This window comes from Aminobacter sp. P9b (assembly GCF_045345995.1).
GTDB lineage: Bacteria > Pseudomonadota > Alphaproteobacteria > Rhizobiales > Rhizobiaceae > Aminobacter > Aminobacter niigataensis.
This window is the reverse complement of the sequence record NZ_CP150082.1, coordinates 4427876-4454756: the sequence shown is the minus strand read 5'-3', so window position 1 is coordinate 4454756 and position 26881 is coordinate 4427876. Positions and strand designations below refer to the sequence as shown.

Sequence of the window (26881 nt, the reverse complement as noted above, 5' to 3'; positions counted from 1 at the left end):
GACTCCCTCTCCCCGTCCTTCACGGGGAGAGGGTAAGGGTGAGGGGCGGCTGCGGCCTTCAAGATACGGTCTCCCGATAGTTCGCTGCGGGCATGAAGCGCAACTCCCACGTCTCAGTGGCGTCGAGCCGTCGTTCCAGGACCGCAAGTATAGTGTCGACCACCTTGTCTACTTCACGCAGCGCATCAACGTTCCAAAACCGCAGGACTGACCAGCCGTGCGCCAACATGAATTGATCACGGCTGCGATCATAGACGCTTTCCGCATGGTGGCTGCCGTCTAGTTCAACAACAAGATGTTCTTCCCGGCACGCGAAGTCGGCAAAGTAAGAGCCAATTGGCAGCTGCCGGGTGAACTTCGCGCCGCCGAGTTGCCGATTCTTGATAGCCAGCCAAAGCGCCTGCTCGGCATCGTTGTCAGCCTTACGAAGCGAACGCGCTCTGTTGGTTCTGGCAGGTTGTGGGCCACGCATCAGATCGCCCCTCACCCTTACCCTCTCCCCGTGAAGAACGGGGAGAGGGGGGCGTCAGCGTTGCGCACCGACTCCGTGAACGGGGAGAAGGAAAGATCACGCATTCCACAGCCCCTTCGCCTTCAGCTCCTCCATCTCCTTCGCCGCGCGTTCGCGCAGCCTCGCATCGCGGAGCAGCTTGGATACCGCCGCATCGTCCGACTTGTCGGAATAACGGAACTCGCTGTCGGCGTAGCGGTTGATCTCCTGCATCACCATGTCCATCGAGAACGGTCCGCGCAGCTCCTCGATCATCGCCTTCTTCTCGTCGTAGCCCTTGTGCATGAAGGTCTCGGGCTTTTCGAACCAGTCCTCCGGCAGCTCGATGTCCATGGCGCGCATCTTGATCGCGTCGGTGACGTTCTTGATGGCGCGGCCGGTGAAGCGCGGTTCGGCCTCCTTGATCATGTGCAAGTAGGTGCCGACATCGGCGAGGGTCTTGGGCGCGCCATTGTCCTTCATGAAGCGGTCGTAGACCTTTTCCAGCCCGTTTTCCTGCGGCTTGGCATGCTCTTCATAGGCCTCGGTCACGGCGCGCTGGATTTCCTGGGCGGCATAGAGCTCGTGCTCGCCGAGCGGGATCTTGTGGTTCTTGCCGGCGAGCAGCACGAAGATGTCGATGTAGTCGTCGCGGGTCTGCGGGCCGTCGACCAGCCAGCGGGCGCCGGCGCGCTGGCGCAGCGCGTCATCGACATTTTCGGGATAGTTGGAGAACATGCCGAAGGAGCAGTTGCCGCGCACCACTGTTCCTGCGCCGGCAAAGGCGTCCATCAGGACGCCGGTGATCTCCTGCTGGCCGGCAGACGCCCGATCATCGGAGCGCTTCGCCGCCACCTGGTCGATGTCGTCGATGGTGCCGAAGCCGATGGCGCGCGGGTTGAGCACGTTGTTGATGAACTGGCGGCAGTTCTGGCCCGACTTGCCCTGGTAGGACGAGATCTGGTCGACGCCGAAATTCTCGTAGGCGAAGGGATAGCCGGCGACCTGGCAGTAGTTGTTGACCAGGCCGGCGATCATCTGGATCAGCGTCGTCTTGCCGGTGCCGGGCGCGCCGTCGCCGATGAAGGTGAACAGGAAACCGCCAAGCTCGACGAACGGGTTCAGCTCGCGGTCGAAATCATAGGCCATCAGCATCTTGGCCAGCCTGACCGACTGGAACTTGGCGATGTGATTGCCGACGACCTCTTGCGGTTTCTTGAAGGTCATCACCAGCGGCTTCGACTTCTTGCCCGGTGCGACGTCGAAGCCGTCGAGCGTGAAGTCGTCGGCGTCGATGCGGATATGGGCGTTCTCGAAGGCGCCGAGCCCGTCGAAGCGGCCCTTGCGCTGCAAAAGGCCCTCGATCGCGACACGAGCGAAGGCGCGGCCGCGCGTCAGAAGATCGGCATCGTCCTTGGCGCCCGAAAGCGCGCGGTCGAGGCCCGAGACGATCGATTTCACCGCATCCTGCGGCGTGTCGAACAGGAAGTCAGGTTCGGTGACATCGTTGGGCGCTTCGCCGTCGCTGTCGATCAGCTGGGCGAGATAGGAGGCAAGTGTGAAGGCTGCGACATAGGCCGAGGCCGACAGCAGCTTCTTGAAATGGCTGGCTTCGTCGCCTTCTAGCGGCGTCCGCGCATTCTTGGCCTGCAGCGCCTCGAGATCGGTCGAGCGCGAGAACACGTCGGAGACGGCCAGCGCCACCGCAATGCCGCGGCGGGCGCGGAACAGCAGGGTGTGCTGGGGGATCGACATCAGCTGGTCGTCGGGGCGGATGGCTGCGACGGTCTTCTGCAGCTCGACCTCGCGCGTCTTGCGGATCGAGCCGGTCGACACAGTGGAGACAAAGCGCCGGTTGGTGCCGGCCAGTGCCGTACCCGACTGGCCGGAGGAATCCTCCAGCACGACGATGCGGGTGATGAAGCTCTGCGCGATGGCGCGGTGCTTTTCGATGTCGGCTTCCGAAATCGCAGTCAGGCCGGTGTCCATTGAACCCTCGCTCGTTCAGGGGAGCGTTGGCGCTGCCCCTCATCCCCTGCCGGTCCTTCTCCCCGTGAGGACGGGGAGAAGGAGGCTGACCGCGCCGTCGACGCCTCCCTCTCCCCGTTCTTCACGGGGAGAGGGTAAGGGTGAGGGGCTGAGCCAACCCAAGCCGGTCGCGCGCTACACATCGCTAATCACCTGTCCCTTCGACAGGATGTGCACCTTGTACCCGCCAAAGATCTTCTCGGCCTCGCCGGCGGCATAGAGCGCCTGGTAGGCCTCGTGCGGGATCAACGCGTGCTTCTCGTAGCTCGACACGCCCTGGCGCGCGGCTTCGAGATCGTCGGTGTTGATGAAGAACTCCTCGCTCGCCGGCTCGCTCGACCACAGGCCCTTGCGCCCCGGCTTCTCGGCCTTGGAATAAACCTCCTGGATCGTCCAGGTCAGCAGCCAGGCGTTTTCGGCCTTGCGCACCTTGGACAGCACTTCGGCCACCGCCGAATTGTGCTCGGTGATGCCGGCCGAATAGAACGGGCCGAGCACGAGCCGCCGCAGCTGCTTTGGGTGCAGGTCGGGGAAATCCTTGTCGAGATTGGTGGCGATGGTCAGCGGCGACAGCGAATAGGCCGAGTTCTTCTCGGTGAAGTCGTCGAAGCGGTGGGCCAGGTCGGGATTGAGCAGGCCGTCGACGGGCAGGGGAATGTCGATCTTCTCGTTGAGCTTGCCGTTGTTGTCGACCAGTTGCTCGACCATCGCCTCGGACGGATCCTCGACCGTGGCCATATAGATCATCGGCAGGTTGGCGCTGCCGTCGAAGCTGCCCCAATGGACGAGATAATAGGGCCGCATCGACTTCGGGTTGACCGACACCTTGGCCGTCTGCGCCAGGATGAACGGGCTGAAGGTCACGCCGTCCTTGACGTCCTCGAGATACAGCCGCTCGGCCATCGAGCGTTGCAGCGCCTCGGGGAATTCCTTGTGGCGCAGGATGAAGTCGGCCATCTCCTCGCGCAGCTCGCCGGGCGGGGGGATGCTGGCCAGACGCTGCGCCGCCGTCTTGCGGTCGTTTTCCAGTTCCAGCACGTTCTGGAACACCGGAAAACCGCTTTCGGCGCGCGAAATCTTGAAGGTCTCCATGAAGCCCAGCCGATTGCGCCAGCAGGCGAACGACCGCTCCAGCCGCGAGATGTACTCGGCCGCGATCTTCGCCACGATGCCGTGCCTGTAGAGCGGCGAGCGGTCGTCGCGCATGAAGATTTCCAGCCCGCTCAGCGCCGCCTTGATCGCATCGAAATAGCGGACGGCCGGGTCGTCGGTGGGGGTCATGGGCGAAATCTCGAATGCATGGGCTCGACGTTGCCCCCTCTGTCCTGCCGGACATCTCCCCCACATGGGGGGAGATCACCCGCCATCTGCGCCTTTGCCCCACTTTCAACGCCGAAGATTGGCGAAGTCTGAGCCGCCGCCTGATCTCCCCCCTTGCGGGGGAGATGACCGGCAGGCCAGAGGGGGGCGCGACGGAGCGCAGGGCTCTCATCTGAATAGTCGTTACGACTGCACGTAGTCCGAAGCGTTATGCTTCTTCAGCACATCGTCGAAGCGGCGGGCAAAGGCGTCGTCGGCAAGCTTCTTGCGGCGCTGGATGTCGGCAGTCGCTACCATGTTCTTCTCGTGCATTTCGAGCAGGTCGCCGATGTGCTTCTGGGCGGCCGCACCGATGCCGGCCATCGTCTCCTCGGCGGTGTTGTCGACCTTGGAGCCCAGCGTGTTGATCTTGTGGGCGACGTCCTGCTGGGCCGCGGTCTTCAGCGAGTCCTCCAGCGCCTTGTAGAGCACGATGCGCTGTTCGGTATCGATGGTCAGCTTGTTGATCAGCGTGTTCTGCGCCGCGATCTGGTTGTTCAGCGAATCGACGAAGGTCTGGAACATCGAAGTGTAGCGCTCGAGCGTCTGGCTCTCGGCCAGCAGTTCCTGCTCCTTGGCCTGCTTCTCGTTGTATTCGGTGGCGAGCTTGGAGCGTTCGGATTCGAGGTCGGTGCGCTCCTTCTGGCTGGTCGACGCCGCGATCTTGTTTTCGATGTCGAGGAGAAGCGGATTCAACTCCTCGATGCGCTTCTGGACCGCCTCAAGATTGGACATCGTCGACTTGCGGCGCTCGATCACCTGGGACAGGCTGGTCTCCGAGGTCTTGTAGCGCGCGTCGAGCACGTCCTTCTGTGCCTTCAGGATGCCGACGATGGTGTCGGACTTGACCAGGAGTTCCTGCAGGTTGCCGGCCAGCGACATGTTGCGCACACGGTCGGTGCGCATGCGCTGCTTGCTCGAATCGGAGAAGATGCCGACGAAGGTTTCCCAGCCGGTGAAGCTCTTCATACTCTCGAATTCGGAGCCGAACACGTTGGTGGCGTCTTCAAGGCCGATGATCAGGTCGGCGATGTTTCCTTCCATCACCTTCTGCTGCTTGAGAACGTCCTGGATGCGCGCATTTTCGATGTCGAAATCGCTGGCGCCGATCTTCTCGTCAGTCTTGGCGATGGTGTCGAGCACGGTGCCCGATTTTTCGATCTTGGTCCGCATTTCTTCCACGACCTGCTTGGTCTTGGCGATTTCGGCATCGAAATTCTGCAGCGTTGCCATACGTTCCTCCGGTGTCGAATGCGGGACAGTGGCGCCGAATATATGTGCCGCATCTATCGATTGAAAGACGCAAGCGCCCGGCGAAAACATTTAAGGCGAAGCTACTTAGCTCCGCGATGCAAAACCGATGAAATCATCTGGCTGGGCGCGGCCCATCTCTTCTTCCCAGTGGCGCCGGCACAAGGAGACATAGACATCCTTGCCGATTGCCACCTGCTCGCCCTGGCGCGCCACCTTGCCGTCGGGGCCGAGGCGGACCACCATAGTCGCCTTGCGGCCGCAACGGCAGATGGTGCGCACCTCGCGTAAATCGTCGGCGATGGCGAGCAAAGCGCGCGAACCGCTGAACAAATTGCCCTGGAAATCGGTGCGCAGGCCGTAGCACATGACCGGGATATTCAGACGGTCGGCAACCCGCGCCAGTTGCCAGACCTGTTCTTCTTCAAGGAACTGCGCCTCGTCGACGAAGATGCAATGCACTGTCGTATGATCGTGGTGCTCGGCGATACGGGCGAACAAGTCGTCGCCGTGGCGGAACATTTCGGCGCCGGCCTCAAGGCCGATGCGCGACGAGATGTAGCCGGTGTCGCCCTTGCTGTAGTGGCCGGCGACGAACAGCATCGTCGTCATGCCGCGCTCGCGGTAGTTGTAGGACGCCTGCAGAAGCATGGTCGTCTTGCCGGCGTTCATCGTGGCATAGTGGAAGTAGAGCTTGGCCATGTGCTTCCTTAAGCCCAAGCTGGCGGGCGCGGGGAGAGGGCAGCTTCGCCATCCACCGCAAAAAACCTTCGCGATGTCGCTGATGGATCAGCCCGCGGCGTGTGTCGCTGCGTCATGTCACTTGAATCCAAAGGAAAATGGTGTTTGGCTCGCGACAAAGACGAACAACAACACTATCGCGTTGCCGTTAAAAATACGAATGGGAGAATCTACATATGTCGCGCATGATAACACTCGCCGCCGCCATCGGCGTGTCGGCGGTCATGACTGCCGGTGCCGCTTACGCGGGGGACGCCGAGAGCTGCAAGAAAGTGCGCCTGTCCGATGTCGGCTGGACCGACATCCAGGCCACCACCGGCGTTGCCTCGGTGCTGCTGACCGCAATGGGCTACGAGCCGGAGGTCATCCAGCTTTCGGTGCCGGTTACCTACGCCTCGCTCAAGAACAACGACCTCGACGTCTTCCTCGGCAACTGGATGCCGTCGATGACCAGCGACATCAAGGATTACACCGCCGAAGGTTCGGTAGAGACCGTCAGCAAGAACCTCGACGGCGCCGGCTACGGCCTTGTCGTCCCAACCTATGTCGCTGAAGGCGGCGTCAAGACGCTGACCGACCTCGGCAAGTTCAAGGACAAGTTCGGCGGCAAGATCTACGGCATCGAAGCGGGCAATGACGGCAACCGCATCATCCTCGAAATGCTGGGCAAGGCGGAGAACAATCTCGCCGGCTTCGAGCTGGTCGAATCGTCCGAAGCCGGCATGCTGACGCAGGCCGAGCAGGCGATGAAGGACAATCAGTGGATCGTCTTCCTCGGCTGGACGCCGCATCCTGTCATGGGCGAGATGAAGATCGCCTATCTCGACGGCATGGGCGACTCGGGCTTCGGCGCTGCCACCGTGCACACCAACGTGCGCAAGGGCTACGTCGCCGAGTGCCCGAATGTCGGCAAGTTCATCACCAACCTGTCGTTCGACCTGTCGATGGAAAACACCATGATGGACGCGATCCTGAAAGGCGGCAATGCCAATGACGTCGCCAAGGAGTGGCTCAAGGCAAATCCCGACGCGGCCACCAAGTGGCTCGACGGCGTCACCACCTTCGATGGCGGCGATGCTTCGGCTGCGGTGAAGGCGGCGCTGGCAAGCTAAGCCTGCGTCCTTGCCGACAAAATGACATGATGAAGGGCAGCGAAGCGAGACAGCTGCCCTTTTTCGTATCAAGTTAAGCGAGAAGCGCCGGCGCGACCGGTGCCTGCGAAAGCAATAGAGAGGGGACAGATGGATCCGGTATCGAGCTTGCTGGCCGCCTACAAGATTCCGATCGGCCTTTGGGGCAAGGCATTCTTCACTTTCCTCACCGACAATTTCAACGCCATCTTCCGCGGCTTTTCCAACGGCCTCAACCTGCTGCTCGACGGGCTGGTCGATGCGCTGCTGCTGTTGCCGCCGGTCGCGCTGGTCGCGCTCATCGCGCTGCTGGCCTGGTATCTCCAGCGCTCGCGGGCGCTGGCGATCGGCGTCGCACTGGGGCTGTTGTTCATCATCAACCAGGGCCTCTGGAAGCAGACGGTCGAAACGCTGGTGCTGGTCGTCGCCGCAGCCGCAGCCTCGATGCTGATCGGCGTGCCGCTCGGCATCTGGGCCGCGCACAAGCCCAAGGTCTACCGCGTCATGCTGCCGGTGCTCGACCTGATGCAGACGCTGCCGACCTTCGTCTACCTGATCCCGGTGCTCACTTTGTTCGGCCTCGGCAACGCGCCGGGCCTGATCGTCACCATCATCTTCGTCATCCCGACGGCGGTGCGTCTCACCCATCTCGGCGTCGTTTCGGTGCCGAAGGCCATTATCGAGGCCGGCGAGGCGTTCGGCGCTACCAAGCGGCAGCTGTTGTGGAAGGTCGAGCTGCCGGCGGCGCTGCCCACCATCATGGCGGGGCTTACGCAATGCATCATGCTGTCGCTGTCGATGGTGGTGTTCGCCGCCCTCATCGGCGCCGGTGGCCTCGGAACGGAAATCAACCGCGCGCTCGGCTCACGCAAGATCGACCTCGGGCTTGAGGCGGGGCTGGCTATCGTGGTTCTCGCCATCGTGCTCGACCGGATGACGCGTATCGGCGTGGGAGGCAAGAAATGAACATTGCCGTCGATTTCAAGAATGTCGACATCGTCTTCGGTAACGACACCAAGGGCTCGCTCAATCTGATCGACAGCGGCGCCAGCCGCGCCGAGATCCTCGAAAAGACAGGCAACGTGCTCGGCTGCGCGGGTGCCAATCTCACCGTCAACGAGGGCGAGATCTCGGTGCTGATGGGCTTGTCCGGCTCGGGCAAGTCGACGCTGCTGCGTGCCGTCAACCGCCTCAACATCGTCTCGCGCGGCCAGGTCATGGTCAAAGACGGCGACAAGATGGTCGACGTCGTGTCCTGCGACGAGGCCACGCTGCGGCGGCTGCGGCAGCATCAGGTCGCCATGGTGTTCCAGCAGTTCGGCCTGCTACCGTGGCGCACGGTCGAGGAGAATGTCGGCCTCGGCCTCGAACTTGCCGGCATGCCGGAAGCCGAGCGCAAGCAGAAGGTCGGCAAGCAGCTCGACCTCGTCAACCTGACGCCCTGGGCGAAGAAATACGCCCACGAGTTGTCCGGCGGCATGCAGCAGCGCGTCGGCCTGGCGCGTGCCTTCGCCACCGAGGCGCCGATCCTTCTGATGGACGAGCCGTTTTCGGCGCTCGATCCGCTGATCCGCACCAAGCTGCAGGACGAGCTGCTGCAGCTGCAGAAGACGCTGAAGAAGACGATCATCTTCGTCAGCCACGATCTCGAGGAAGCGCTGAAGATCGGCAACACCATCACCATCATGGAAGGCGGGCGCATCGTCCAGTCCGGACCGCCCGAGGACATCGTGTTGCGTCCGGCCAACGACTATGTCCGCGACTTCATCGCCAATGTGAACCCGCTGTCGGTGCTGACGGCGTGGAACGTCATGCGCGACCGCCGCGATCTCGAAGATGCGGGGAAGGGCTGGGTCTGGCTCGACCGGCGCAAGACGACACGCTTCAAGATCGACGCACAGGGTCTCGTCGCCGCCGCCGAGCGCAACGGCCAGCCGGCCGTATGGGTGTCCGTCGACGACATCGAAAAATCGTCCGACGAGGCCTCGCACGTGTTCTGGGCCAAGCCCGGAACCTCGCTCAAGTTGGTGATGCTCGCCATGCACCGCTCGCAGACGTCGCCTGTGGCGCTGTTCGACGACCAGTCGCGCTTCGTCGGCGCCATCGGTATCCGCGATGTGCTGTCGGCGGTGCTCAGGCGGTAGCGATCTTTTCCTTCTCCCCTTGTGGGAGAAGGTGGATCGGCGCGCAGCGCCGAGACGGATGAGGGGTGTTGGCCGGAGTGCTACCACCCCTCAGCGCGGGGTGTCATGCGTCGCGCTTCGTCCAACACCCCTCATCCGCCTTCACTCCGTTCAGGCACCTTCTCCCACAGGGGGAGAAGGTAAGAAGCCTCACTCTTCCTGATCGCCCAACAACTCGTTCAGCCTGACCGCATAAGGCTGCACGGCGTCGACATATTTCTCGCCTTCGGCGCGCAGTGCCCGTGTCTCGGCGATCTTGGTCTCGACGAAGCTGCGCATCTCGGCCTTCTGCTCGTCATTCAGATCGCTGGCATCGACTCTTTCCGTCAGGCCCGAGAATGTGGCTTCGAACCTTTCGGTGGCGATTGTCGCCAGATAACCCCGGAAGGTGGCGTCGAGCGCCTGCTTCCAGGTTTCGCGGCTGAAGCCGGCCTTGGCGATGCGGCCCTCGAGGCCGGCATCGTCTTCGAACCATTGGTCGGCCTCCTCTTCGTCATAGGCGAGGCGGCCGAGTTCCGGCTCCAACTCGGTGAGCAGCTGCACCACCTTGCCGACCTCATCGAACGTCAATGCCCGAGCCGGCAGCACGAACGCGCCGAGGGCTAGGCTTGCCGCCAGCAGACTGCCGGCGAGATGGCGCTTGAGCAGGGAAAGCCCGGTCATCCCATGCACTCCGCTTCCAGTGCCTTGCCGGCATCGTCCTGGGCCTTGGCCTGCATCAGCGAACCGCCGACAGACGCGGCCTGCGCGGCGATCGCGCCGCCGCGACCAAGGCCGCCGAAGCCGCCGACCATCGAAAGCGCGCCGCCGAGCATGGCGGCGTTGGTCTGCGCCTTGGTCGCCTTGCGCATGGCTTCCTCGCAGCGCTGTTCGGCCGTCATCTTCCCGGCTTTGCCTTTGGGCGCGACCTGGGCCGCCGCCTTAGGCGCTCCGGCTGTTGTCGTCGTGCTGGTTGTCGAGGTCGTCTGGCTGCAGGCGGCGAGCACGCCGCACAACATCAATGCAATCGCTGTTTTCATGGATCTCTCGATTTCGCTGGAGATGGCGCGAACTCCGTGGAGACGGCCCATGCGCGGACCGCCGACTCTGCCCAGTCGGCGGTCCGGCGATGGCCGGCCACGCATGCGTTCGAAGAGCGCCCCCGCCCGTCGGATGCATCGGTCCGCCACGGCACTGCTCTACGACGGCGCGGCTGGCGCGGTCTTGGCTGGGGACGAACAGATGCGGACTGGTGCGAACCGGAAAGGCCCGAACTACTGGCGGCGGCGCAGGGCTGCGGCCTTGATCTCCTTCGGCGTCGTGCCGAAGCGCTGCCTAAAGGCACGGTTGAAATAGGACAGGTCGCCAAAGCCGGCGTCGAAGGCAATGGCCGAGATCGTGGCTGCGCCGCCATTGCCGAGCGAACGGACGGCGAGGTCGAGCCGGGCATCGCGCAGGAACTCGGAGAAGGTCGAGCCTTCCTGCTCGAACAGCCGCTGGATATAGCGCGGGGTCACGCCCTGACGCCGGGCTATTACGCTGACGTTCAGTTCGGGATCGGTCAGGTGGCGTAGCACCTCGGCCTTGACCAGTTCCAACCGCACAGCACCCAGGCTGGCGCGAACCGGTTCGGCGGCGGCGTTCGTCGCGCCTTGCACGACGAGGGCCGCGAGGTCGTAGAGATGATTGCCGGCAAGCGTACGACCGGCTTCGCCGTCGGGTGCTGCGGCGCGCAGCAGGTCGGCATATCCAGTCAGCAGCGCGGCACCCCCGGCTTGCGCCGGAATGTGGTGAAACGCCTGCATGCGGACACGGGGCGCTATCGCTGCAAGCCGCGCCTCGTTCAGGGCCACGACCTTGAGCAGCGTGTTCGGCAAGGCGAAAGCCATGGCCGTGGCCTCGTTGACCAGGGTGATGTCGCCGGCCCTGATCGACAGCGGCGGCTTGCCGGCGATTGCCACTTCATAGTCCGTGGTGTGGATGGTCATCAGATAGTCCTGGCGGCCGTCCGCGGCCATCAGGTCCCTGGGGCGTTCGCCGAGCACGGCCGAATAGCACGCGGTGCCGATCGTCGTGCCGGCGTCGAGGAAGTAGGCGGAGACGTCGAACGCAAAGCTGTCGGCATCGGCTGGCCGGAAGCGCAAGCCTGCGACATGGCGGGCGACGAAATCGTGCAGATAGGCCAGGCGGTCGCGTGCGGGAACGTCAAAAGTCGTAAGGCGCTGCATCGAACGGTTCCATCTCAGCGTGCATGATCTACCTATGCGCGAAACGAATTGCGCATTCAGCCTATGCGGGTTGCTGTTATTGACGGAACGTCTGATGCGGTCAAGCGGGCGGCCGCCGGCTGCTGCCGGCAACCGCCATTGCTTCGGGCGCCTTCAGCTTTCGATGAACGGCTTGAAGCCGCCATAGATCATGCGCTTGCCGTCGAACGGCCATGACGCCGGATCGCCCTGCAAGCGCGGGTCGGCCATCACCTTCTTCATGATCTCGTCGCGTTCCTCGCGCGAGCGGTAGACGATCCATGAGAAGACGACAATCTCGTCGTCCGTGGCCTGCACCGCGCGGGGAAACGAGGTGACTTCGCCATAGGGCACGTCGTCGGCCAGGCACTCGACATAGGCGATTGCGCCGTGGTCCTTCCAGACCTCGCTCCCGGTGCGCGCCATCTCCTTGTAGGCCTCGATCTTGCCTTTCGGCACGGCGAGCAGGAACCCATCGACATAGGACATGCTTCTTCTCCTCGTGTTGTGACATTGCAAGGACGAACGGCCGGTGCCCTTTCCGACATCCGTGTCCAACTTTTTTCGTCGGGCCTGCCTCTCAATGGCCGCGTACGGCGATGGTTCCGGCCGCAGGGCTGGGTGCGGCGTTGCGGAGCGGGTCGATCGATCCCATACTGTGGACGCCCGCGCATGAGGCTCGCTTGCCATGCCCGAAATCACCACTGCTCCCCACGCCAAGGTCAGCCCGAAGACCGAGCGGCCGAAGCTACACAAGGTCATCCTGCTCAACGACGACTTCACGCCGCGCGACTTTGTCGTCACGGTGCTGAAGGGCGAGTTCCACATGTCGGAGGACCAAGCGCATCGGGTGATGATCACCGCCCATCAGCGTGGCGTCTGCGTCGTCGCGGTGTTCACCCGGGACGTCGCCGAGACCAAGGCGACGCGGGCGACCGAGGCTGGAAAGGCCAAGGGCTACCCGCTGCAATTCACCACCGAACCGGAGGAATGAGAGGCACCCGCAAGGCCGGTCGACGATATTTGGCTTATCGAGCGTCGAACGCCTGCAGGGCAGGGGACCATGGCGCCGAAACTGGAGGTAAGGGCGACCGCCCTATCGGCGATCAGTCACGTCCAGATTGGTTCTTCGCCGGAAACCGGTCCGGCATAGAGCTCACGGCCGGACCAGTCGCAGACGCGGACGTGGTCCGGGATCTGCGGCATGGCGAGTGTGTGGAAAAGCGAGCCGGCGATGTCGATTGCCGATTCCAGGTTCGCCGCTTCGAGCGGAACCCGGTCGAGGGTGGCGTGCGCGCCGTCTTCTTCGCGCAGGCGATAGAATTCGATGACGAAGTTCACATTGGCCTCCAGCCGCCTGATCCCGGAGATCGCAGACGATTTTCGGGGCCGTGCGTCAGCCTTTCGGCTTGCCCTTGTAGGGGGCGGTTTCTGCCTGTTTGACCTGGGAGCCGAATGGGGCAGCCGCCTTCACGGCGACCTTTTCCTTCTTGGGTTTTCTGGTTTCGCGGTTGCTGCGTTGTTGGCCCTTGGCCATGATCATTTCCTCCTTGCCAGTGAAACGTCGCGCCTATCCGGCCGCCGCTTCGACCCCCTCGAGATTGTCTTCCGTGGTGACCCGCTCGTGGCTCTCGCTGTCGCTGCGGATCCGGTATTGCGGCGAGCCGTCCTTGGCTGGCAATGTCGCCTTGACGTGGAAGGTCTCCGCGTCCTTCACCGCGATGCCGACCCGGCTCCTGATCCGGACCATCTGGCCGACCGCGAAGCGATGCGACGGCTTTTCCACGCGCGGGGCTGAAGCCGGTCCCTTGGTGAACCTGATCATGCGAGCTGTTCCTGGTCCTGCCGCAGCGCGGTTTCGAGTTCGGCGTGGTCGATGGCCAGAACCTGGCTGGTGAGCAGATTGGAAGACCGGGCGGGCAGGTGGATGTAGGTGGCAACGCGCCGGTAGGCGATCCAGGATATGCCGTCGATCATTTCCTCATCCTCGTCGATATCGTAGTCGCCCGCCGGCTGGATTTCTTCCAATCCACGCAAGGCGAACGGCTTGTCGAAATGGACGGTCGAGTGCTTGGTGCGCCCGGTCATGACAGCAACTCCGTTAATGGACGAAAAGCGGAGCAATGCCCCGCTTTCCTCACTTCAGCCGTGCTCGGAAGCGAACCGAGAGAGACGCTGCCAGTACATCCGTGGTCAGCGTCCTTCGATCCGATCAATCAGAGCAGCTGAAGATTGGTGGCCGACTCGCGGCCCTTGGTGTCGCGCTCGAGCTCGAAATTGAGCTTCTGGCCTTCGGCGAGGCCGGAGAAGCCTGCACGTTCAAGCGCGCTGACATGGACGAACACGTCCTTGCCGCCGTCAGCCTGTTCGATGAAGCCAAAGCCCTTCTGGCCGTTGTAGAACTTTACGGTTCCAGTGTTCATTAGATTGTCTTTCGAATGAGAAAAGTCGTCGTGCAGCAAGTAATGCCGCACATCAAAGGATCGACGATTTGGAGTGAGTTCGGCGGGTCGAGAGCCTCTGACGCCGCGATAGCCAAGCTTGGCCCAAAAAACGATAATTTACTTATAGCTGTTAATTGAGGTTTATGTAAGGAGTTTTTTCCGGAGCGGCTTTTATTTGCGAGTTTATTTTCGCAGCACGGCTTCTATCATGGGCGCCGGAATGCTGTTACGCTTCGGCAACTAGCAGAAAATCAGCACTTGCATTCCTGTCGGGTCGCTTGACCCTTGGCGGCGGGATGCATTTCCCCATGTGAGGACAAACCATGTTTTTCACGAAACGACCAACCGTTCCTGCGCCCTTATTGGCCATGTCCGTGCCTGTCGCCAAGCCAGCCAGTCGCCTGACGGTGCGCAAGGACGAGGCCGCACGGCGACGCCTTGCCGACACCGACGGCGCGCGGCGGCGCCAGCTTCAGCTCGTTGAAGACAATCGCCTGCGCTGACGGACTCCATGGCGAGGGCGGTCAGCGTCCCTCGCGGTACCACATCGCGCCGAGCGCCAGCAGCAGCAGTCCCAGACCGAGGAAGCCGCCGAACAAAGGCACGCGCGACACCGACTTGAGCACGCTGTCGTCGGTGGTGCGGAAGCCGAGCCAATCGCGGCCCGAGGCTTCAGCCGTGCCGCGCACCGGCACGACGTTCGGCACGGAGATGCCGCCCGAAATGGCCGAAATGCCCGTTGCCGCCAACCGGCGCACGTCGCCGCCGGTCGCATCGGCTGCCGGCTTGAGCACGTTCTCGGTCGAAACGACGTCGGCGAATTCCGGCGCATTGACCGGCCCGACATGGGCAAGCGCGGTCAGGTCGCCATTGCCGACCTGGTAGAGGCCGATTTCGCTGGTCTCGACGCTGCCCAGGAAGATGCCCGGATCGCTCTTCGTCAACGGCACGTCCAGCGTCTTGCCCGAAGGCGTGATGACACGTGCCGAGCCTGCTTCGTCGCGCATGGTCTGGCGGCGGATGTCGAGCACCATGCCGCGTCCATCGGCGGTCAGGCGCTCTTCCTCGAGTTCCGGCTCCTTCATCAGCCAGTGGGCGATGCGTCGGTAGAGCGAGACGTGCGGGCCGCCGCCCTCATAGCCCCGCGCCCACAGCCAACCCTGGTCCGACAGGAACATGCCGACCCGGCCTTCGCCCTTGCGGTCGAGCAGCAGCAGGGGGCGATCGTCGGCGCCCTTCATCACCACTTCGCCGTCCGGCCGCTCGACGCCGATCTGGCGGAACCAGCGGCTCCAGCGCGGCGGCTCCTGGCCTGAGCCTTCAAGGCCCCGGGTCACCGGGTGGCGTTGTCCGAGTTCGGTCAGGCGCGGATAGAACGCCTTTTCGATGACGTCGCCATTGGGCATGGCGGGCAGGGCCGAGATCAGCGGCGTGTTGGCGATGGACTGGTCGCCGGCATATTCGGGGCCGGCGGCGATCAGGAGTGCGCCACCCTTTTCGACATACTCGGCGATGTAGTCGTAATAGAGGATCGGCAGCACGTCGCGGTGCTGGTAGCGGTCGAATATGATCAGGTCGAAGTCGTTGATGCGCTCGACGAACAGCTCGCGGGTCGGAAACGCGATCAGCGACAGCTCGTTGATCGGCGTGCCGTCCTGCTTTTCCGGCGGCCGCAGGATGGTGAAATGCACGAGGTCTACGGAAGCGTCGGACTTGAGCAGGTTGCGCCAGGTACGCTCGCCGGCATGCGGCTCGCCCGAGACCAGCAGCACGCGCAGGTTCTCGCGGATGCCGTCGACCAGCGCGATCGTGCGGTTGTTGGTGTCGGTCAACTCGCCGTCGACGCGTTCGATCGACAGTTCGACGATGTTGCGGCCGGCACTCGGTATGGTGATCTGCAGCGGCATTTGCTGGCCGACGAAGGCGCGCTGGACCGAAACCTGCACTCCGTTGATCGACACGCGCACATCGACGGCACCGGCTTCGCCGCCGGTGTCGATCACCCGGTAGGTCATGTCGAGCGGCTTGCCGACGATGCCGAAGCGTGGCGCGTTCTCGAAGCGGATGCGGCGGTCGCGCTCGTTCTCCTCGCCGGTGATCAGCGCATGCAGCGGGGCATTGATAGTTGGCGCGCCCGGCACGTCGTGCACCTGGCCGTCGGTCACCATGACGGCGCCGCCGATGCGCGACGGCGGCACGTCGCGGAACGCACTTTCGAGCGCTGCAAACAGGCGTGTCTCGGTGCGGTCGTCGGCCGCATCGGCGCGCCCGGCCTCGACCACGCGCACCTCGAACTGACGGAAGCGCGCCAGGCGCTCCTTGAGGCTCTCGACCGCGGCATCGGTCTGGACGGTGCGCTCGCCGATCTGCTGGCTCTGGCTGCGGTCGACGACGATGGCGACAACGCTCTTCAGCGGTTCGCGCTCCTCGTCGAGAATCACGGGGTTGGCCAGTGCCAGGCCGAGTGCGCCAAGCGCAAGCAACCTCAGCCATCCGCCGCGCTGGCGGAACCACAGGCCGACGAGCGCCAGCAGCGCCAGCGGCACGAGCAGGGCGGCCAAGACGGGCCACGACAAAAGGGGTTCGAAGGCGACGGACCAGTTCATGTCACTGCCCCAGCCGTTCGAGCAGCACGGGCACGTGCACCTGGTCGGATTTGTAGTTGCCGGTCAGCATGTACATCATGACGTTGACGCCGGCGCGCAGGGCATAGACACGCTGCATCGGGTCGGACGGCACGGTCGGCAGCATCGGTTCGCCGTTCTCGTCGACGGCCCAGGCGCCGGCGAAATCGTTGGCGGTAATCATGATCGGGGTGACCCCGTCGCCGGTGCGCACCGGGCGGCCTTCGGCATTGGATGCCTCCAGCGACGCCTCGACCCAGAGCGGGCTGCCGTTGAAGCGGCCCGGAAACTCGGGAAGGATGAAGAACGCCTTGGTCAGTACGTGGTCGGCCGGCACCGGCTCCAGCGGCGGCACATTGAGATTGGCCAGGATGTCGCGCAGCCGCTCGGTGGCAGGGCTTGCCGAATCCGCGCCGATGCCGTTGGCAAACTGGTCGCGCGTGTCGAACAATACCGTGCCGCCCTGTTTCATATAGGCGTCGACGCGGGCGATAGCCGCCTCGCTTGGCATCGGGGCTGCCGGATCGATCGGCCAGTAGATCAGCGGGTAGAAGGCAAGCTCGTCCTTGGCGATGTCGACGCCGGCCGGCTCGCCCGGCTCCAGCGCGGTCTTTTCGACGAGGAATTTTGTCAGCCCGGTAATGCCGGCCCGGCTGATCGCGTCGACCGAGGCTTCGCCGGTCAGGACATAGGCAATGCGGGTGCGCGAGATCGCTTCCACGGCTTCGAGGTCGCCGGGCTTGGTGTCGTCGGCACGCGCGACGTCGGGCTGCGCAAGCAGCGCACCCAGGCAAAGCAGGACCGCAGCCGCAGTTCCGGCCGTTCGTGCGCGCCGGGTGCCACGGCGCGAGAACATCCCGCCCATCCACAGGACGGCCAGCGTGTCGAGCGCCATCAGTGCCAGGGCTGCCGCCACGAGCGGACCTTTCAAGTCGCGCGATTCGTCGAAAGCGTAACGTATTTCGGTCACCAGCGCCGAGAATTGCGGCCGGACGATCGGCACAAGTGCTGCGTCGGCTTTGAGCAGGTTGTGGGCGAGCACGCCTTCTTCGCTGCCATAGAGGCCGGGTGGATTTTCGAGCGTCACCGGCAGGGTGCCTGAACCGGCGAGCAACGGGCGGGCGTCCGGCGGCGGCGGCACGATACGCCCTTCTGCCGATATCATCCGGTAAGGTGCCAGCGATGCCGGCTTGTCTTCGGCACCGGCCGTCGCCGTGCCCTGGTTGCGCGACAGCTGCACGATGCGGCGCAGCATCTCGACGAAACTGCCCGAGATCGGCAGGTTCGACCATGTCGCTTGCGGCGCGATGTGGAACAGCACCAGCGTGCCCTTGCCCCGCCGCGCGCCGGTCACCAGCGGCGTGCCGTCGGCGAGGTTGGCCCAGGTGCTTTGCGCGAGATCGGGTGTCGGCTCGGCCAGCACCTGCCGGCTCACCGTCACCTCGTTGGGTGGAGAAAGATCGCCGAAGGGCCCGCCGCCGGGGAAGTCGCTGACCGGCTGCGGCGCCGTCCACGACAGGGCGCCACCGAGCGAGCGCTCGCCGAGCCTCAGCCGCACCGGCAGCAGTTCCTCGTCATTGCCAGCTGCCGCGAGCCGCGAACCGGCGAAACGCACCAGCGTGCCGCCGTCGTTGAGCCACTTGAGCAGCCTTTCGCGTGCCTGCGGCGGAATGGTGCCGACATCGGCCATGACGATCATCGCCGGCTTCTGGTCGATCAGCTGCGGGATCGCTTCGGCAAGGTCGGAGCTTGTCGGCTCGCTCAGGTCGGCAAAGGGTTCGAGCGCGCGGCGAATGTAATAGAGCGGCGCCAGCAGCGGCTGCGAATCGTCGGCATCCGACTGCGACAGCAGGCCGACGCGGCGGCGCTTGGAGCTGTCGTCGAGCACCCGCACCGCGCCCGCCTGGGCCTGGCCGTCGAGCGCGATCGAGGCGAAATCGTTGCGCAGCTCGAAGGGCACGGTCATCGTGCCGGTCGCCACCGTCTCGCCCGGCGCAAAGGTCAGCGTGGCGTCGGCGATGCGGCGGCCCTTGTCGTCGAAGGCGCCGGCGGTCACGGCACCAGGCGCTGGATCGCCGGGCGCGCGGATCGCGGTCAGGGCAAATCCGTCCATCTCGTTTTCGGCCGATGTCAGGCCCTTGGCGTCTAGCCGTTCCGGCGATGCCCACAGCACGTTCGGCGGGTTTTGGCCGAGAAGCGTGGCGAACGCCTGTTCGTCGCCTGCACTTGCCAGCCCGTCGTCGAGGACAGCGATGCTGGCGCCGGGCAGTGTGGCCAGCACCGTGGCGACACGGGCGTAGACCGGGCCGCGGTCGGTCGGCACCGGTCGAGGCTCGGCGGCCCGCAGCCGGTCGAGTGCGGCCTGGGCGTCGAAGGGGCCGATCTCGGCATTCGGTTTTTCGGCGGTGAAGGCCAGCACGACCGGCTGGCCTGCGGCCCCGGCATCGGCGATCAGCCGTTCGGCGGTCGCGGTGCGGCGTTTCCAGTCCGGCGCGCTCGCCCAGCCATTGTCGACCACCAGCGCCAGCGCCGTCCCGCCGGTCGGCAGTTTTTCGCGCGGGTTGAAGATCGGCTCGGCTAGAGCCAGCACGATAAGCGCTGCCATCAGCAGCCTCAGCAGCGTCAGCCACCACGGGCTCTGGTGCGGCGTTTCTTCCTTTCTGAACACCCGCGCCAGGATCTTCAGCGGTGGGAACACTTCGGCCTGCGGCTTAGGCGGCGTCAACCTGAGCAGCCACCAGATGACCGGCAGCGCCAGCAGGCCCCACAGGACCGCGGGCGCACCGAAGGACAGCGGCAGCCAGCTCATCGGCGGCCTCCGGGTCCGTGGCCTTCGGCGGTCAGCGCCATGTGCACATGCACCAGCGCGTCCGAGGCAAGGCGGTCGGTGTGATTGACGGTGTAGCTCCAGCCTAGCCGCTTGCACCAGGCGGCAAGCTCCTGGCGGCGCGCCGAATAGAGGTTGCGATAAGCCTCGGCCAGCTGTTCGGCGCGTCCGGCGGTCAGCTTGTCGCCCGTTTCAGGGTCGGTGAATTCGGTCCGGCCGGCATAGGGGAAACTTTCTTCCGCCGGATCTACAACTTCGATCAGATGGGCGCGGGCGCCGTGGCGGGCCAGCGTATCGAGCCAGGCCATGGTCTCTTCGACCGGGTCGAGGAAGTCGCCGATGATGACGATGTCGGAAAAGCGGCGGATGCTGGAAAGGTCGGGCTTCGCCGGCAGCGACATGGCTTGCGCCAGATGCGAGGCCAGTCGCTCGGCACCGCTGCGGGCGCTGAACGGGTCCGTCAGCCCCGGCCAGGCGATGCGTTCGCCGCTGCGCGACAGAAGCTCGGCCAGCGCGAAGATCAGCACCAGCGCCCGCGATTCCTTCGACACCGAGGCGGATTTCGATTTGTAGAGCATCGACGGCGACAGGTCGGCCCACAGCCAGACGGTGTGGGCGGCTTCCCATTCGCGGTCGCGGACATAGGTGTGGTCGTCGCGGGCCGAGCGGCGCCAGTCGATGCGGGCCATCGCCTCGCCCTGTACATAGGGCCGGAATTGCCAGAAGTTTTCGCCGATGCCGCGCTTCTTGCGGCCGTGCCAGCCGGCAATCACGGTGTTGACGATGCGGCGGGCCTCGACCAGCAGGTCCGGCACCAGCGACGCGCGCAGCCTGCCGCGGGCAAGCGCATCGCTGGTCGCAACCGGTGCCGATGACTCGCCGATGCGCGCCATCAGATGTCCTTAACCAGCCGCGCCACCACGTCGCGGACAGTCATGCCTTCGGCGCGGGCCGCAAAGGTCAGCGCCATGCGGTGCTGAAGGACAGGCTCGGCCAGAGCGCGGATGTCGTCGATCGACGGAGCGAGGCGGCCGTCATAAAGCGCGCGCGCCCTGGCGCACAGCGTCAGCGCCTGGCTGGCGCGGGGGCCGGGGCCCCAGGAGACATGTTTGTCGGTCTCGGCATTGCCCTGGCCGGGACGGGCCGAGCGCACCAGCTTGAGGATCGCTTCGACCACGCTCTCGGGCACCGGCATGCGGCGGATCAAGTGCTGGATGTCCTTCAGCCGCTGCGGATCGAGCACGTTCTGGGCCTTGGCGTCCTCGATGCCGGTGGTTTCCAGAAGAATACGCCGCTCGGCTTCGAGCTCGGGATAGAGGATGTCGACCTGCATCAGGAAGCGGTCGAGTTGGGCTTCCGGCAGCGGATAGGTGCCTTCCTGCTCCAGCGGGTTCTGGGTTGCCAGCACATGGAAAGGGGCGGGCAGGTCGTGGCGCTCGCCGGCGACCGTCACGTGATATTCCTGCATCGCCTGCAGCAATGCGGACTGGGTGCGCGGGCTGGCGCGATTGATTTCGTCGGCCATCAGCAACTGCGCGAAGATCGGCCCGGAAATGAAGCGGAAGGAGCGCTTGCCCTGGTCGTCCTGCTCCATCACTTCGGAACCGAGGATGTCGGACGGCATCAGGTCGGGCGTGAATTGGATACGGCGCGAGTCGAGGCCGAGCACGATGCCCAGTGTTTCGACCAGCTTGGTCTTGGCGAGGCCGGGCACGCCGACCAGCAGCGCATGGCCGCCGGCCAAAAGTGCCACCAGTGTGCGCTCGACGACGCTTTCCTGGCCGAAGATGACGCGGCCGACGCCGGCGCGGATCTTGGCGATGTCGGCAAGCGCACGTTCGGCTGCGGCGATCATCTCGCTCTCGCTCATCGCCGTTTCCTTGATCATCACGCTCATACGGGCCGGATCCTTCTTCTAGCGCGGGGCCCTAAAATCGAAACCGACTCTCGGACCGCCGATGCGCTTACTCAAAATGCTACAGCGTGCCTCTCTCGTCCATCAGGACAGGTCGCCGCTTCGTCAATCTACAAGGATTATTTGCCTCTTGGTCCGGTGCGTCGTCCGTGTGGACGTCGTGCCTGCCGCCCAATCCCCAGAGGTCAAACGATCCCGGGCGTCGCGATCTCGATGCCCACACCTTGGCCCGCACCTTTGCGAGGTCATGGCATTGAACTTAAATCACTTGCCTATGCTGACAAGCGCAACAACAGTGACTATTTCGTGACCATGACTGGCGACCTTGACCATAGCCGCGAGGCGGCAACTGACCCTGGACTGACCCGCGCCGGCGACGCGGCCGGCCTCGAGGCGCTGATCTCACGCGCCGCCCGCGCCGGCAAAGGGCTGCCGCCGGTCGAGCGCTGGAATCCCGATTTCTGCGGCGATCTCGACATGGAAATTAGGCCCGACGGCACCTGGTTCTATTTGGGCACGCCGATCGGCCGCATGCCACTGGTGCAGCTGTTTTCGACCGTGCTGCGCAAGGACGAGGACGGCAAGACCTACCTCGTCACCCCGGTGGAAAGAGTCGGCATCCGCGTCGTCGACGCCCATTTCGTCGCCGTCGAGATGAATGTCACGGGCGAGGGCGCCGGCCAGGTGCTGACCTTCCGCACCAATGTCGGCGATGTCGTCGAGGCCGGGCCGGAGCATCCGCTGCGCTTCGTCGACGAGCCCGAGACCGGAGGCCTCAAGCCCTATCTGTTGGTGCGCGGGCGTCTGGAGGCACTGGTCGCGCGTCCTGTCATGTACGAGCTCGTCGAACATGGCGAGCGCATCGAGATCGACGGCAACGACATGTTCGCCGTGCGTTCGAAGGGCGAGGTCTATCCTGTGATGCCCTGGGACAGGCTGGAGCGGCTGAGCGCGTGATGGTCCGTTCCCCGGCAGCACATTATTCGGCGCAGGATTTCCGCCAGCGTGCGGCGCAGGAGCATCTCAACGATGCCGTCGCCGACTATGGCGACCATTTGCTCAACCCCGACATGCGCGAGCTGTTCGTGCACGACCGGTTGCGCGATGCGGCCGTGCTGATCCCGGTGGTGGACCATGGCGACGCCTCGACCGTCATCCTCACCAAGCGGGCGGAGAAGCTGAAGAGCCACTCCGGCCAGATCGCCTTTCCCGGCGGCCGCATCGATCCGGGCGACGTCTCGCCGGAGGCGGCAGCGCTGCGCGAGACATCAGAGGAAATCGGGCTAACGTCAGACTATATCGACATAATCGGCCGCTTGCCGGACTATGTTACCGGCAGCGGTTATCGCATCGCGCCGGTGCTCGGCGTCGTCCGGCCCGGCTTCCAGTTCACCGTCAATCCGGATGAAGTCGACGACATCTTCGAGGTGCCGCTCGGCTTCCTGATGGACCCCGCCAACCACAACCGCGCCAGCCGCACCTGGCAGGACAAGGAGCGTTTTTTCTACGCCATGCCCTACGAGGAGCGCTACATCTGGGGCGTCACCGCCGGCATCATCCGCGCGCTCTATGAAAGGCTCTACACATGAGCGCAACGATCACCGGAGCCTCTTGGCTGAACGATCCGCAGTTGCAGAAACTGCTCGCAGTCCTCAATGCCGATGGCGAAGAAGCGCGCATCGCCGGGGGGGCTGTGCGCAACGCACTGCTCGGCGAACCCGTCGCCGATGTCGACATCGCCACCACCAATTTGCCGGAAGAGACCGTTCGCCGTGCCGAGGCAGCCGGCTTCAAGACCGTGCCCACCGGCGCCGAGCACGGCACGATCACGGTCATATCAGGCGGCAGGCCGTTCGAGGTCACCACGCTGCGTGCCGATGTCGAGACCGATGGCCGCCGCGCCAAGGTCGTCTTCGGCCGCGACTGGAAGCGCGACGCCGAGCGGCGCGACTTCACGATCAATGCGCTTTACGCCAAGGCCGACGGCACCGTGGTCGATCTGGTCGGCGGGCTCGCCGATCTCGAAAGCCGCATCCTGCGTTTCATCGGCGACGCCGAATCGCGCATCCGCGAGGACTATCTGCGCATTCTGCGCTTCTTCCGCTTCTTCGCCTGGTACGGCAAGGGCCGCCCTGATGCCGAAGGGCTGAAGGCCTGCGCGCGGCTCAAGGACGGGCTTTCCCGGCTGTCCGCCGAGCGCGTCTGGTCGGAGTTGAAGCGGCTGCTTGCGGCCCCCGATCCGTCGCGCGCGCTGTTGTGGATGCGCCAGGCCGGCGTGCTGACGGCAGCGCTGCCGGAAAGCGAGAAATGGGGCATCGACGCCATCCATGCGCTCGTCAGGGCGGAAAACGATCTCGGCTGGGCTGCCGATCCGCTGCTGCGCCTGGCATCGATCGTGCCGCCGGATGCGGTGCGCATGAAGACGCTTGGCGAGCGGCTCCGGCTGTCCAATTCCGAGACCGACAGGCTGGTGCAGTGGGCAGCGACAGCGAAGGTGGAAGCGGCTGTCTCCGAAGGCGAACTGGCCAAGCGGCTTTATCGCGGCAATGTCGAAGGTTTCAGGGACCGCCTGCGTCTCGATCTAGCCGCGGCGCGGGGCCGCGCCGAGCAGGACGACAAGGCGTTGATCGAAGCCGGCGGCTATTTCCGGCTGCTCACCTTTGCGGACAAATGGCAGAAGCCTGATTTCCCGCTGCGCGGCGGCGATCTGTCAGAGCTTGGCGTCGAGGGTGCTGCCCTTGGCGCGCTGCTCAAGCATCTGGAAACGGAGTGGGTCGACAGCGGCTTTTCGCTGGGGCGCGACGCGCTGCTCGAGCGCGCCGCTGCAAGGCTCAAGGCCTGAACCTCGGGCCTGAAGACCGTCAGGCCGCGTCGCGGACCTTTTCGATGCGCGAGCGGATCGCCTCGATCATCGTCTCGCGGATGATGGTTTCGCCATGCGTCTCGCGCAGGTGCTCGGCGACGCGGCGCATGATTTCAGCTTCGTCCTCGTGGCGCGTGTGCCACTGGCAGCCGGGGACAAGTGACCCGCATTGAAATTCCTTCATCGGATGTCTCCTTCCTCGTCCGGTTCGGGGGTGAACTATAACATGCAATCCGGCGATTGGTTGCGCGGGACTTGAGCCAGCGCGAAATTCGGCTGATGCAGCGCCCGGCCAGGGACGGAAAGTGGAGCCATTGCAAAAGCTTGGGCCGGCTTGCTGCAAAACGGAATCCGCATGGTGCAGGCCGAAATGAAAGGAAGGGCGAAACCTGCGTTCCGCCCTTCCGGAAATTCAATCGCAAAAACGCGCTACTTCAGGATCTTGACGGCTTCGGCGACCTTGTTCTTGCCGCTCATGTCCCAGGAGATCGATACCTTCTCGCCTGCCTTCAGGCCGGGGTCCTTGAACGTCTTGGGCAGCACGAAGGACGAGCCGTCGGCCAGGGTCAGGCTCATCGCCTTGGCGTCGAACGTCTTGATCGTCCCGTCCGTATGCTGGACGGCGGCGAAGGCTACGGCAGAGGTTGCGAGAATGGCAGCTGCGGCTGCCGGAACAAGAAGCTTGCGCATGGCATGCTCTCCGACGAATGCGGGCGCCCGATGGGCTAACCCACCTTGTGAAGGGCCGTCCGGTCACGTCGCGTCGCGGTTCGAACCGCCGGCGTTTCCCGGCCCCGGCGATAGAAATAGACCTGTCTTGTGAGGGGAATATTAGACGAAAAACATATTTTGAAACGGTGACTTAGCCACAATCGACGCCAGATTTTCGCTTTGTGGCATCGATTGTGGCGAAGGCTGATGCAGCCAAAAGCCGCAGGCTATCGGACCGCGTTACTCGCCGAACTTCTTCTTCGGCTTGTACTTCTTGGGTGCACCGGTGCCCGCCGGCTTGTCGTAGGCGGGCTTATCGCCTGCACGGTTTTCGTACGGCTTCTTTTCGTACGGCTTCTTCTCGTAGGGCTTCTTTTCAAAAGCCTTCTTCTTGAAGGGCGGCTTGTCGGAAGGGTCGTACTGGCCCTTGCGGTGCTGCTTCTTCGGCTTGGCGCCATGGTCGCCGCCGCCAGGTGCACCTTCAAGCCGCTTGATGTCGACGCCCTTTTCGCCGGTGCCGTTCTGTTCGACGGTCCTGGCGTAGTTGTCGGCGCGGTTGGCCACCACTTCGAAATGCGATTCGGTGTCGAAGATGCGGATCGAGCCGATTTCGTTCTTGGTCACATGGCCCGCCTTGCACAGCAGCGGCAGCAGCCAGCGCGGTTCGGCACGCTGCTTGCGGCCGACCGAGACGGAGAACCAGACACCATCGGTAAAGCGGTTGTCCGGACGCTCGGCCCTGGCGGCATCGAAGGCCGGGATCGGGCGGTCGGAAAGCTCTTCAGCCGCGGGGCGCAAAGCCATCTGCTGGCGCAGCCAGGCGAGAGCCAGCGTCTCAGGCGAATGCGCGGCCAGGACCTCGGCGATGATCGCCGCCTCATCCTCGCCAGCCGCCTCGATGTCGTTGAGCTCGGCCAGCATGCGCTCGCGGTTGCGGGCGTCGATCTCCGCCGGTCCCGGTGCCGACTGCGTCGTCGCTTCGAGCTTTGCCAGCTTGAGCAGGCGTGCAGCGCTGCCGCGGCGGTGGAACGGCACGATCAGCACGCAGACTCCCTTGCGGCCGGCGCGGCCGGTGCGGCCCGAACGGTGCAGCAGCGTGTCGGGGTTGGTCGGCAGGTCGGCGTGGATGACGAGATCCAGGTTCGGCAGGTCGATGCCGCGGGCGGCGACGTCGGTAGCCACGCAGACGCGGGCGCGGCCGTCGCGCATGGCCTGCAGCGCGTTGTTGCGCTCGGCCTGGCTCAGTTCGCCCGACAGCGCCACCACGGCAAAGCCGCGGTTGGCAAGGCGGGCCGAGAAATGCTTGACCGCTTCGCGCGTCGCGCAGAACACCATGGTGCTGCGCGCGTCGAAATAGAGCAGCGTGTTGATGATGGCGTTCTCGCGCTCGGGCGGCGCCACCAGCACGGAGCGGTATTCGATGTCGTCGTGCTGGCGGCTCTCGCCGGCGGCGGTGATGCGCAGCGCGTTGCGCTGGAAGCGCTTCGCCATCTGGGCGATCTGCGGTGGCACGGTTGCCGAAAACAGCAGCGTGCGGCGCTCCTGAGGCGCTGCCGCCAGGATGAACTCCAGGTCTTCGCGGAAGCCGAGGTCGAGCATCTCGTCGGCCTCGTCGAGCACGACTGCGCGCAGGCCGGAGATGTCGAGCGATCCGCGGGTGATGTGGTCGCGCAGGCGGCCCGGCGTGCCGACGACGATGTCGGCGCCTTCGTCAAGCGCGCGGCGTTCCTTGCGCATGTCCATGCCGCCGACGCAGGAGGCGATGCGGGCGCCGGTCGCGGCATAGAGCCATTCGAACTCGCGGCGCACCTGGATGGCAAGCTCGCGGGTCGGCGCGATGATCACCGCACTTGGGGCACCGGCACGGTCGAAGCGCTCGCGGCCGTCAAGCAGGGTGGGGGCGATGGCAATGCCGAAGGCCACGGTCTTGCCGGAGCCGGTCTGCGCCGAGACCAGAAGGTCGACGCCGTCGGCCTCGGGGGCCAGCACGGACGTTTGCACCGGGGTCAGCGTTTCGTAGCCACGCGCGGTGAGCGCCCCGGCCAGCGCCGGAACCATGTTGTCGAAAATCGTCACAAAAATCTTCCAAT

General features: G+C 64.5%; 29 protein-coding genes. 8 read left to right on the top strand and 21 right to left on the bottom strand.

Translation table 11 applies throughout. From position 1 onward, the window contains the following. Nucleotides 1-58: 58 nt before the first annotated feature. The 5 genes from WHT83_RS21990 to WHT83_RS21970 form a co-directional block, all read right to left on the bottom strand. On the bottom strand, nt 59-472 hold the full coding sequence (locus WHT83_RS21990) for an endonuclease domain-containing protein (protein ID WP_406874035.1): 414 nt from the start codon (nt 470-472) through the stop codon (nt 59-61). Between the two features lie 96 nt (nt 473-568). Next, nucleotides 569-2479 (bottom strand): AAA family ATPase, encoded by a 1911-nt coding sequence (locus WHT83_RS21985; protein WP_406872385.1) that lies wholly within the window; start codon nt 2477-2479, stop codon nt 569-571. Between the two features lie 174 nt (nt 2480-2653). Next, a complete protein-coding gene (locus WHT83_RS21980; protein ID WP_406872384.1) occupies nt 2654-3799 on the bottom strand; it encodes a hypothetical protein in 1146 nt (381 codons plus the stop codon). Between the two features lie 222 nt (nt 3800-4021). Beyond that, nucleotides 4022-5110 (bottom strand): hypothetical protein, encoded by a 1089-nt coding sequence (locus WHT83_RS21975; protein WP_108607266.1) that lies wholly within the window; start codon nt 5108-5110, stop codon nt 4022-4024. Nucleotides 5111-5215: 105 nt separating this feature from the next. Then, nucleotides 5216-5830: a thymidine kinase gene (locus WHT83_RS21970; RefSeq protein ID WP_108607267.1), complete on the bottom strand. Its 615-nt coding sequence runs from the start codon at nt 5828-5830 to the stop codon at nt 5216-5218. A gap of 215 nt (nt 5831-6045) precedes the next feature. Between WHT83_RS21970 and choX the strand changes: the two genes are divergently transcribed. The 3 genes from choX to choV all read left to right on the top strand — a co-directional run bounded on the left by choX (nt 6046) and on the right by choV (nt 9143). Then, nucleotides 6046-6981, top strand: a complete 936-nt coding sequence (choX, locus tag WHT83_RS21965; RefSeq protein ID WP_108607268.1) for a choline ABC transporter substrate-binding protein — start codon at nt 6046-6048, stop codon at nt 6979-6981. Between the two features lie 129 nt (nt 6982-7110). Then, nucleotides 7111-7965, top strand: a complete 855-nt coding sequence (gene choW / locus WHT83_RS21960) for a choline ABC transporter permease subunit (protein ID WP_108607269.1) — start codon at nt 7111-7113, stop codon at nt 7963-7965. Beyond that, the gene (choV, locus tag WHT83_RS21955; RefSeq protein ID WP_108607270.1) at nt 7962-9143 is read left to right on the top strand and encodes a choline ABC transporter ATP-binding protein; all 1182 of its coding nucleotides are present in this window, start codon (nt 7962-7964) and stop codon (nt 9141-9143) included. Before choW ends, choV begins: the two co-directional genes overlap by 4 nt. A 189-nt stretch (nt 9144-9332) precedes the next feature. Here the strand turns inward: choV and WHT83_RS21950 are convergent, their stop codons facing one another. From WHT83_RS21950 to WHT83_RS21935, 4 genes are all read right to left on the bottom strand, one after another. Next, complete coding sequence (locus WHT83_RS21950) at nt 9333-9845, bottom strand: hypothetical protein (protein WP_406872383.1); 513 nt, start codon at nt 9843-9845, stop codon at nt 9333-9335. Then, the gene (locus tag WHT83_RS21945) at nt 9842-10201 is read right to left on the bottom strand and encodes a hypothetical protein (protein ID WP_159091623.1); all 360 of its coding nucleotides are present in this window, start codon (nt 10199-10201) and stop codon (nt 9842-9844) included. The genes WHT83_RS21950 and WHT83_RS21945 overlap by 4 nt, the downstream gene beginning before the upstream one ends. A gap of 234 nt (nt 10202-10435) precedes the next feature. Then, a complete protein-coding gene (locus WHT83_RS21940; protein WP_406872382.1) occupies nt 10436-11389 on the bottom strand; it encodes a helix-turn-helix transcriptional regulator in 954 nt (317 codons plus the stop codon). A gap of 153 nt (nt 11390-11542) precedes the next feature. Then, on the bottom strand, nt 11543-11896 hold the full coding sequence (locus tag WHT83_RS21935) for a DUF1428 domain-containing protein (RefSeq protein WP_108607274.1): 354 nt from the start codon (nt 11894-11896) through the stop codon (nt 11543-11545). Nucleotides 11897-12095: 199 nt separating this feature from the next. Here WHT83_RS21935 and clpS point away from each other — a divergent pair, with 199 nt between their 5' ends. Continuing rightward, nucleotides 12096-12401 carry an ATP-dependent Clp protease adapter ClpS gene (gene clpS, locus WHT83_RS21930; RefSeq protein WP_406872381.1) on the top strand — a complete coding sequence of 102 codons (306 nt, stop codon included), beginning with the start codon at nt 12096-12098 and terminating at the stop codon, nt 12399-12401. A gap of 116 nt (nt 12402-12517) precedes the next feature. On the opposite strand, the gene WHT83_RS21925 is transcribed toward clpS, so the two are convergent. The 5 genes from WHT83_RS21925 to WHT83_RS21905 all read right to left on the bottom strand — a co-directional run bounded on the left by WHT83_RS21925 (nt 12518) and on the right by WHT83_RS21905 (nt 13830). Beyond that, nucleotides 12518-12748 (bottom strand): hypothetical protein, encoded by a 231-nt coding sequence (locus WHT83_RS21925; protein WP_108607276.1) that lies wholly within the window; start codon nt 12746-12748, stop codon nt 12518-12520. A gap of 55 nt (nt 12749-12803) precedes the next feature. Next, a complete protein-coding gene (locus tag WHT83_RS21920; protein ID WP_159091624.1) occupies nt 12804-12950 on the bottom strand; it encodes a hypothetical protein in 147 nt (48 codons plus the stop codon). A 27-nt stretch (nt 12951-12977) separates the two neighbouring features. Beyond that, nucleotides 12978-13232 (bottom strand): hypothetical protein, encoded by a 255-nt coding sequence (locus tag WHT83_RS21915; RefSeq protein WP_108607277.1) that lies wholly within the window; start codon nt 13230-13232, stop codon nt 12978-12980. After that, nucleotides 13229-13495, bottom strand: coding sequence for a hypothetical protein (locus WHT83_RS21910; RefSeq protein WP_406872380.1), 267 nt, complete (start codon nt 13493-13495; stop codon nt 13229-13231). Before WHT83_RS21910 ends, WHT83_RS21915 begins: the two co-directional genes overlap by 4 nt. A gap of 128 nt (nt 13496-13623) precedes the next feature. After that, a complete protein-coding gene (locus WHT83_RS21905; RefSeq protein ID WP_108607279.1) occupies nt 13624-13830 on the bottom strand; it encodes a cold-shock protein in 207 nt (68 codons plus the stop codon). 344 nt (nt 13831-14174) lie between these two features. Between WHT83_RS21905 and WHT83_RS21900 the strand changes: the two genes are divergently transcribed. Next, complete coding sequence (locus WHT83_RS21900; protein WP_159091625.1) at nt 14175-14354, top strand: hypothetical protein; 180 nt, start codon at nt 14175-14177, stop codon at nt 14352-14354. 21 nt (nt 14355-14375) lie between these two features. Here WHT83_RS21900 and WHT83_RS21895 read toward each other — a convergent pair whose 3' ends face one another. Genes WHT83_RS21895 through WHT83_RS21880 form a run of 4 tightly spaced genes read right to left on the bottom strand, consistent with a single transcriptional unit; the run spans nt 14376 to nt 21199 of the window. Continuing rightward, complete coding sequence (locus tag WHT83_RS21895) at nt 14376-16457, bottom strand: hypothetical protein (protein ID WP_406872379.1); 2082 nt, start codon at nt 16455-16457, stop codon at nt 14376-14378. Nucleotide 16458: 1 nt separating this feature from the next. After that, nucleotides 16459-19284: a DUF4159 domain-containing protein gene (locus tag WHT83_RS21890; RefSeq protein ID WP_406872378.1), complete on the bottom strand. Its 2826-nt coding sequence runs from the start codon at nt 19282-19284 to the stop codon at nt 16459-16461. Next, nucleotides 19281-20195 (bottom strand): DUF58 domain-containing protein, encoded by a 915-nt coding sequence (locus tag WHT83_RS21885; protein ID WP_406872377.1) that lies wholly within the window; start codon nt 20193-20195, stop codon nt 19281-19283. The genes WHT83_RS21890 and WHT83_RS21885 overlap by 4 nt, the downstream gene beginning before the upstream one ends. Beyond that, nucleotides 20195-21199, bottom strand: coding sequence for an AAA family ATPase (locus WHT83_RS21880; RefSeq protein WP_406872376.1), 1005 nt, complete (start codon nt 21197-21199; stop codon nt 20195-20197). Before WHT83_RS21880 ends, WHT83_RS21885 begins: the two co-directional genes overlap by 1 nt. A 330-nt stretch (nt 21200-21529) precedes the next feature. On the opposite strand from WHT83_RS21880, the gene WHT83_RS21875 reads away from it, so the two are divergent. The 3 genes from WHT83_RS21875 to WHT83_RS21865 are packed head-to-tail and all read left to right on the top strand — an operon-like array spanning nt 21530 to nt 24059. Further along, nucleotides 21530-22174 (top strand): DUF1285 domain-containing protein, encoded by a 645-nt coding sequence (locus WHT83_RS21875; protein WP_406874034.1) that lies wholly within the window; start codon nt 21530-21532, stop codon nt 22172-22174. Further along, the gene (locus WHT83_RS21870; protein WP_108607283.1) at nt 22174-22806 is read left to right on the top strand and encodes a CoA pyrophosphatase; all 633 of its coding nucleotides are present in this window, start codon (nt 22174-22176) and stop codon (nt 22804-22806) included. Before WHT83_RS21875 ends, WHT83_RS21870 begins: the two co-directional genes overlap by 1 nt. Beyond that, nucleotides 22803-24059 carry a CCA tRNA nucleotidyltransferase gene (locus WHT83_RS21865; RefSeq protein ID WP_406872375.1) on the top strand — a complete coding sequence of 419 codons (1257 nt, stop codon included), beginning with the start codon at nt 22803-22805 and terminating at the stop codon, nt 24057-24059. Before WHT83_RS21870 ends, WHT83_RS21865 begins: the two co-directional genes overlap by 4 nt. A 19-nt stretch (nt 24060-24078) precedes the next feature. Here WHT83_RS21865 and WHT83_RS21860 read toward each other — a convergent pair whose 3' ends face one another. The 3 genes from WHT83_RS21860 to WHT83_RS21850 form a co-directional block, all read right to left on the bottom strand. Further along, nucleotides 24079-24264: a DUF1059 domain-containing protein gene (locus WHT83_RS21860; protein WP_055970520.1), complete on the bottom strand. Its 186-nt coding sequence runs from the start codon at nt 24262-24264 to the stop codon at nt 24079-24081. 245 nt (nt 24265-24509) lie between these two features. Next, nucleotides 24510-24770 carry a DUF1344 domain-containing protein gene (locus WHT83_RS21855; protein ID WP_406872374.1) on the bottom strand — a complete coding sequence of 87 codons (261 nt, stop codon included), beginning with the start codon at nt 24768-24770 and terminating at the stop codon, nt 24510-24512. A gap of 261 nt (nt 24771-25031) precedes the next feature. Beyond that, nucleotides 25032-26867, bottom strand: coding sequence for a DEAD/DEAH box helicase (locus WHT83_RS21850; protein WP_108607286.1), 1836 nt, complete (start codon nt 26865-26867; stop codon nt 25032-25034). Nucleotides 26868-26881 lie beyond the last annotated feature (14 nt).

What these genes read in the sequence shown, in the direction of transcription:
- WHT83_RS21890 (WP_406872378.1), bottom strand. Translation starts at nt 19,284, where the DNA reads ATGAGCTGGCTGCCGCTGTCCTTCGGTGCGCCCGCGGTCCTGTGGGGC.
- WHT83_RS21895 (WP_406872379.1), bottom strand. Translation starts at nt 16,457, where the DNA reads ATGAACTGGTCCGTCGCCTTCGAACCCCTTTTGTCGTGGCCCGTCTTG.
- WHT83_RS21975 (WP_108607266.1), bottom strand. Translation starts at nt 5,110, where the DNA reads ATGGCAACGCTGCAGAATTTCGATGCCGAAATCGCCAAGACCAAGCAG.
- WHT83_RS21940 (WP_406872382.1), bottom strand. Translation starts at nt 11,389, where the DNA reads ATGCAGCGCCTTACGACTTTTGACGTTCCCGCACGCGACCGCCTGGCC.
- choW (WP_108607269.1), top strand. Translation starts at nt 7,111, where the DNA reads ATGGATCCGGTATCGAGCTTGCTGGCCGCCTACAAGATTCCGATCGGC.
- choX (WP_108607268.1), top strand. Translation starts at nt 6,046, where the DNA reads ATGTCGCGCATGATAACACTCGCCGCCGCCATCGGCGTGTCGGCGGTC.
- choV (WP_108607270.1), top strand. Translation starts at nt 7,962, where the DNA reads ATGAACATTGCCGTCGATTTCAAGAATGTCGACATCGTCTTCGGTAAC.
- WHT83_RS21875 (WP_406874034.1), top strand. Translation starts at nt 21,530, where the DNA reads ATGACTGGCGACCTTGACCATAGCCGCGAGGCGGCAACTGACCCTGGA.
- WHT83_RS21910 (WP_406872380.1), bottom strand. Translation starts at nt 13,495, where the DNA reads ATGACCGGGCGCACCAAGCACTCGACCGTCCATTTCGACAAGCCGTTC.
- WHT83_RS21945 (WP_159091623.1), bottom strand. Translation starts at nt 10,201, where the DNA reads ATGAAAACAGCGATTGCATTGATGTTGTGCGGCGTGCTCGCCGCCTGC.
- WHT83_RS21885 (WP_406872377.1), bottom strand. Translation starts at nt 20,195, where the DNA reads ATGGCGCGCATCGGCGAGTCATCGGCACCGGTTGCGACCAGCGATGCG.
- WHT83_RS21880 (WP_406872376.1), bottom strand. Translation starts at nt 21,199, where the DNA reads ATGAGCGTGATGATCAAGGAAACGGCGATGAGCGAGAGCGAGATGATC.
- WHT83_RS21970 (WP_108607267.1), bottom strand. Translation starts at nt 5,830, where the DNA reads ATGGCCAAGCTCTACTTCCACTATGCCACGATGAACGCCGGCAAGACG.
- WHT83_RS21905 (WP_108607279.1), bottom strand. Translation starts at nt 13,830, where the DNA reads ATGAACACTGGAACCGTAAAGTTCTACAACGGCCAGAAGGGCTTTGGC.
- WHT83_RS21900 (WP_159091625.1), top strand. Translation starts at nt 14,175, where the DNA reads ATGTTTTTCACGAAACGACCAACCGTTCCTGCGCCCTTATTGGCCATG.
- clpS (WP_406872381.1), top strand. Translation starts at nt 12,096, where the DNA reads ATGCCCGAAATCACCACTGCTCCCCACGCCAAGGTCAGCCCGAAGACC.
- WHT83_RS21870 (WP_108607283.1), top strand. Translation starts at nt 22,174, where the DNA reads ATGGTCCGTTCCCCGGCAGCACATTATTCGGCGCAGGATTTCCGCCAG.
- WHT83_RS21990 (WP_406874035.1), bottom strand. Translation starts at nt 472, where the DNA reads ATGCGTGGCCCACAACCTGCCAGAACCAACAGAGCGCGTTCGCTTCGT.
- WHT83_RS21985 (WP_406872385.1), bottom strand. Translation starts at nt 2,479, where the DNA reads ATGGACACCGGCCTGACTGCGATTTCGGAAGCCGACATCGAAAAGCAC.
- WHT83_RS21935 (WP_108607274.1), bottom strand. Translation starts at nt 11,896, where the DNA reads ATGTCCTATGTCGATGGGTTCCTGCTCGCCGTGCCGAAAGGCAAGATC.
- WHT83_RS21920 (WP_159091624.1), bottom strand. Translation starts at nt 12,950, where the DNA reads ATGATCATGGCCAAGGGCCAACAACGCAGCAACCGCGAAACCAGAAAA.
- WHT83_RS21865 (WP_406872375.1), top strand. Translation starts at nt 22,803, where the DNA reads ATGAGCGCAACGATCACCGGAGCCTCTTGGCTGAACGATCCGCAGTTG.
- WHT83_RS21980 (WP_406872384.1), bottom strand. Translation starts at nt 3,799, where the DNA reads ATGACCCCCACCGACGACCCGGCCGTCCGCTATTTCGATGCGATCAAG.
- WHT83_RS21950 (WP_406872383.1), bottom strand. Translation starts at nt 9,845, where the DNA reads ATGACCGGGCTTTCCCTGCTCAAGCGCCATCTCGCCGGCAGTCTGCTG.
- WHT83_RS21860 (WP_055970520.1), bottom strand. Translation starts at nt 24,264, where the DNA reads ATGAAGGAATTTCAATGCGGGTCACTTGTCCCCGGCTGCCAGTGGCAC.
- WHT83_RS21915 (WP_108607277.1), bottom strand. Translation starts at nt 13,232, where the DNA reads ATGATCAGGTTCACCAAGGGACCGGCTTCAGCCCCGCGCGTGGAAAAG.
- WHT83_RS21855 (WP_406872374.1), bottom strand. Translation starts at nt 24,770, where the DNA reads ATGCGCAAGCTTCTTGTTCCGGCAGCCGCAGCTGCCATTCTCGCAACC.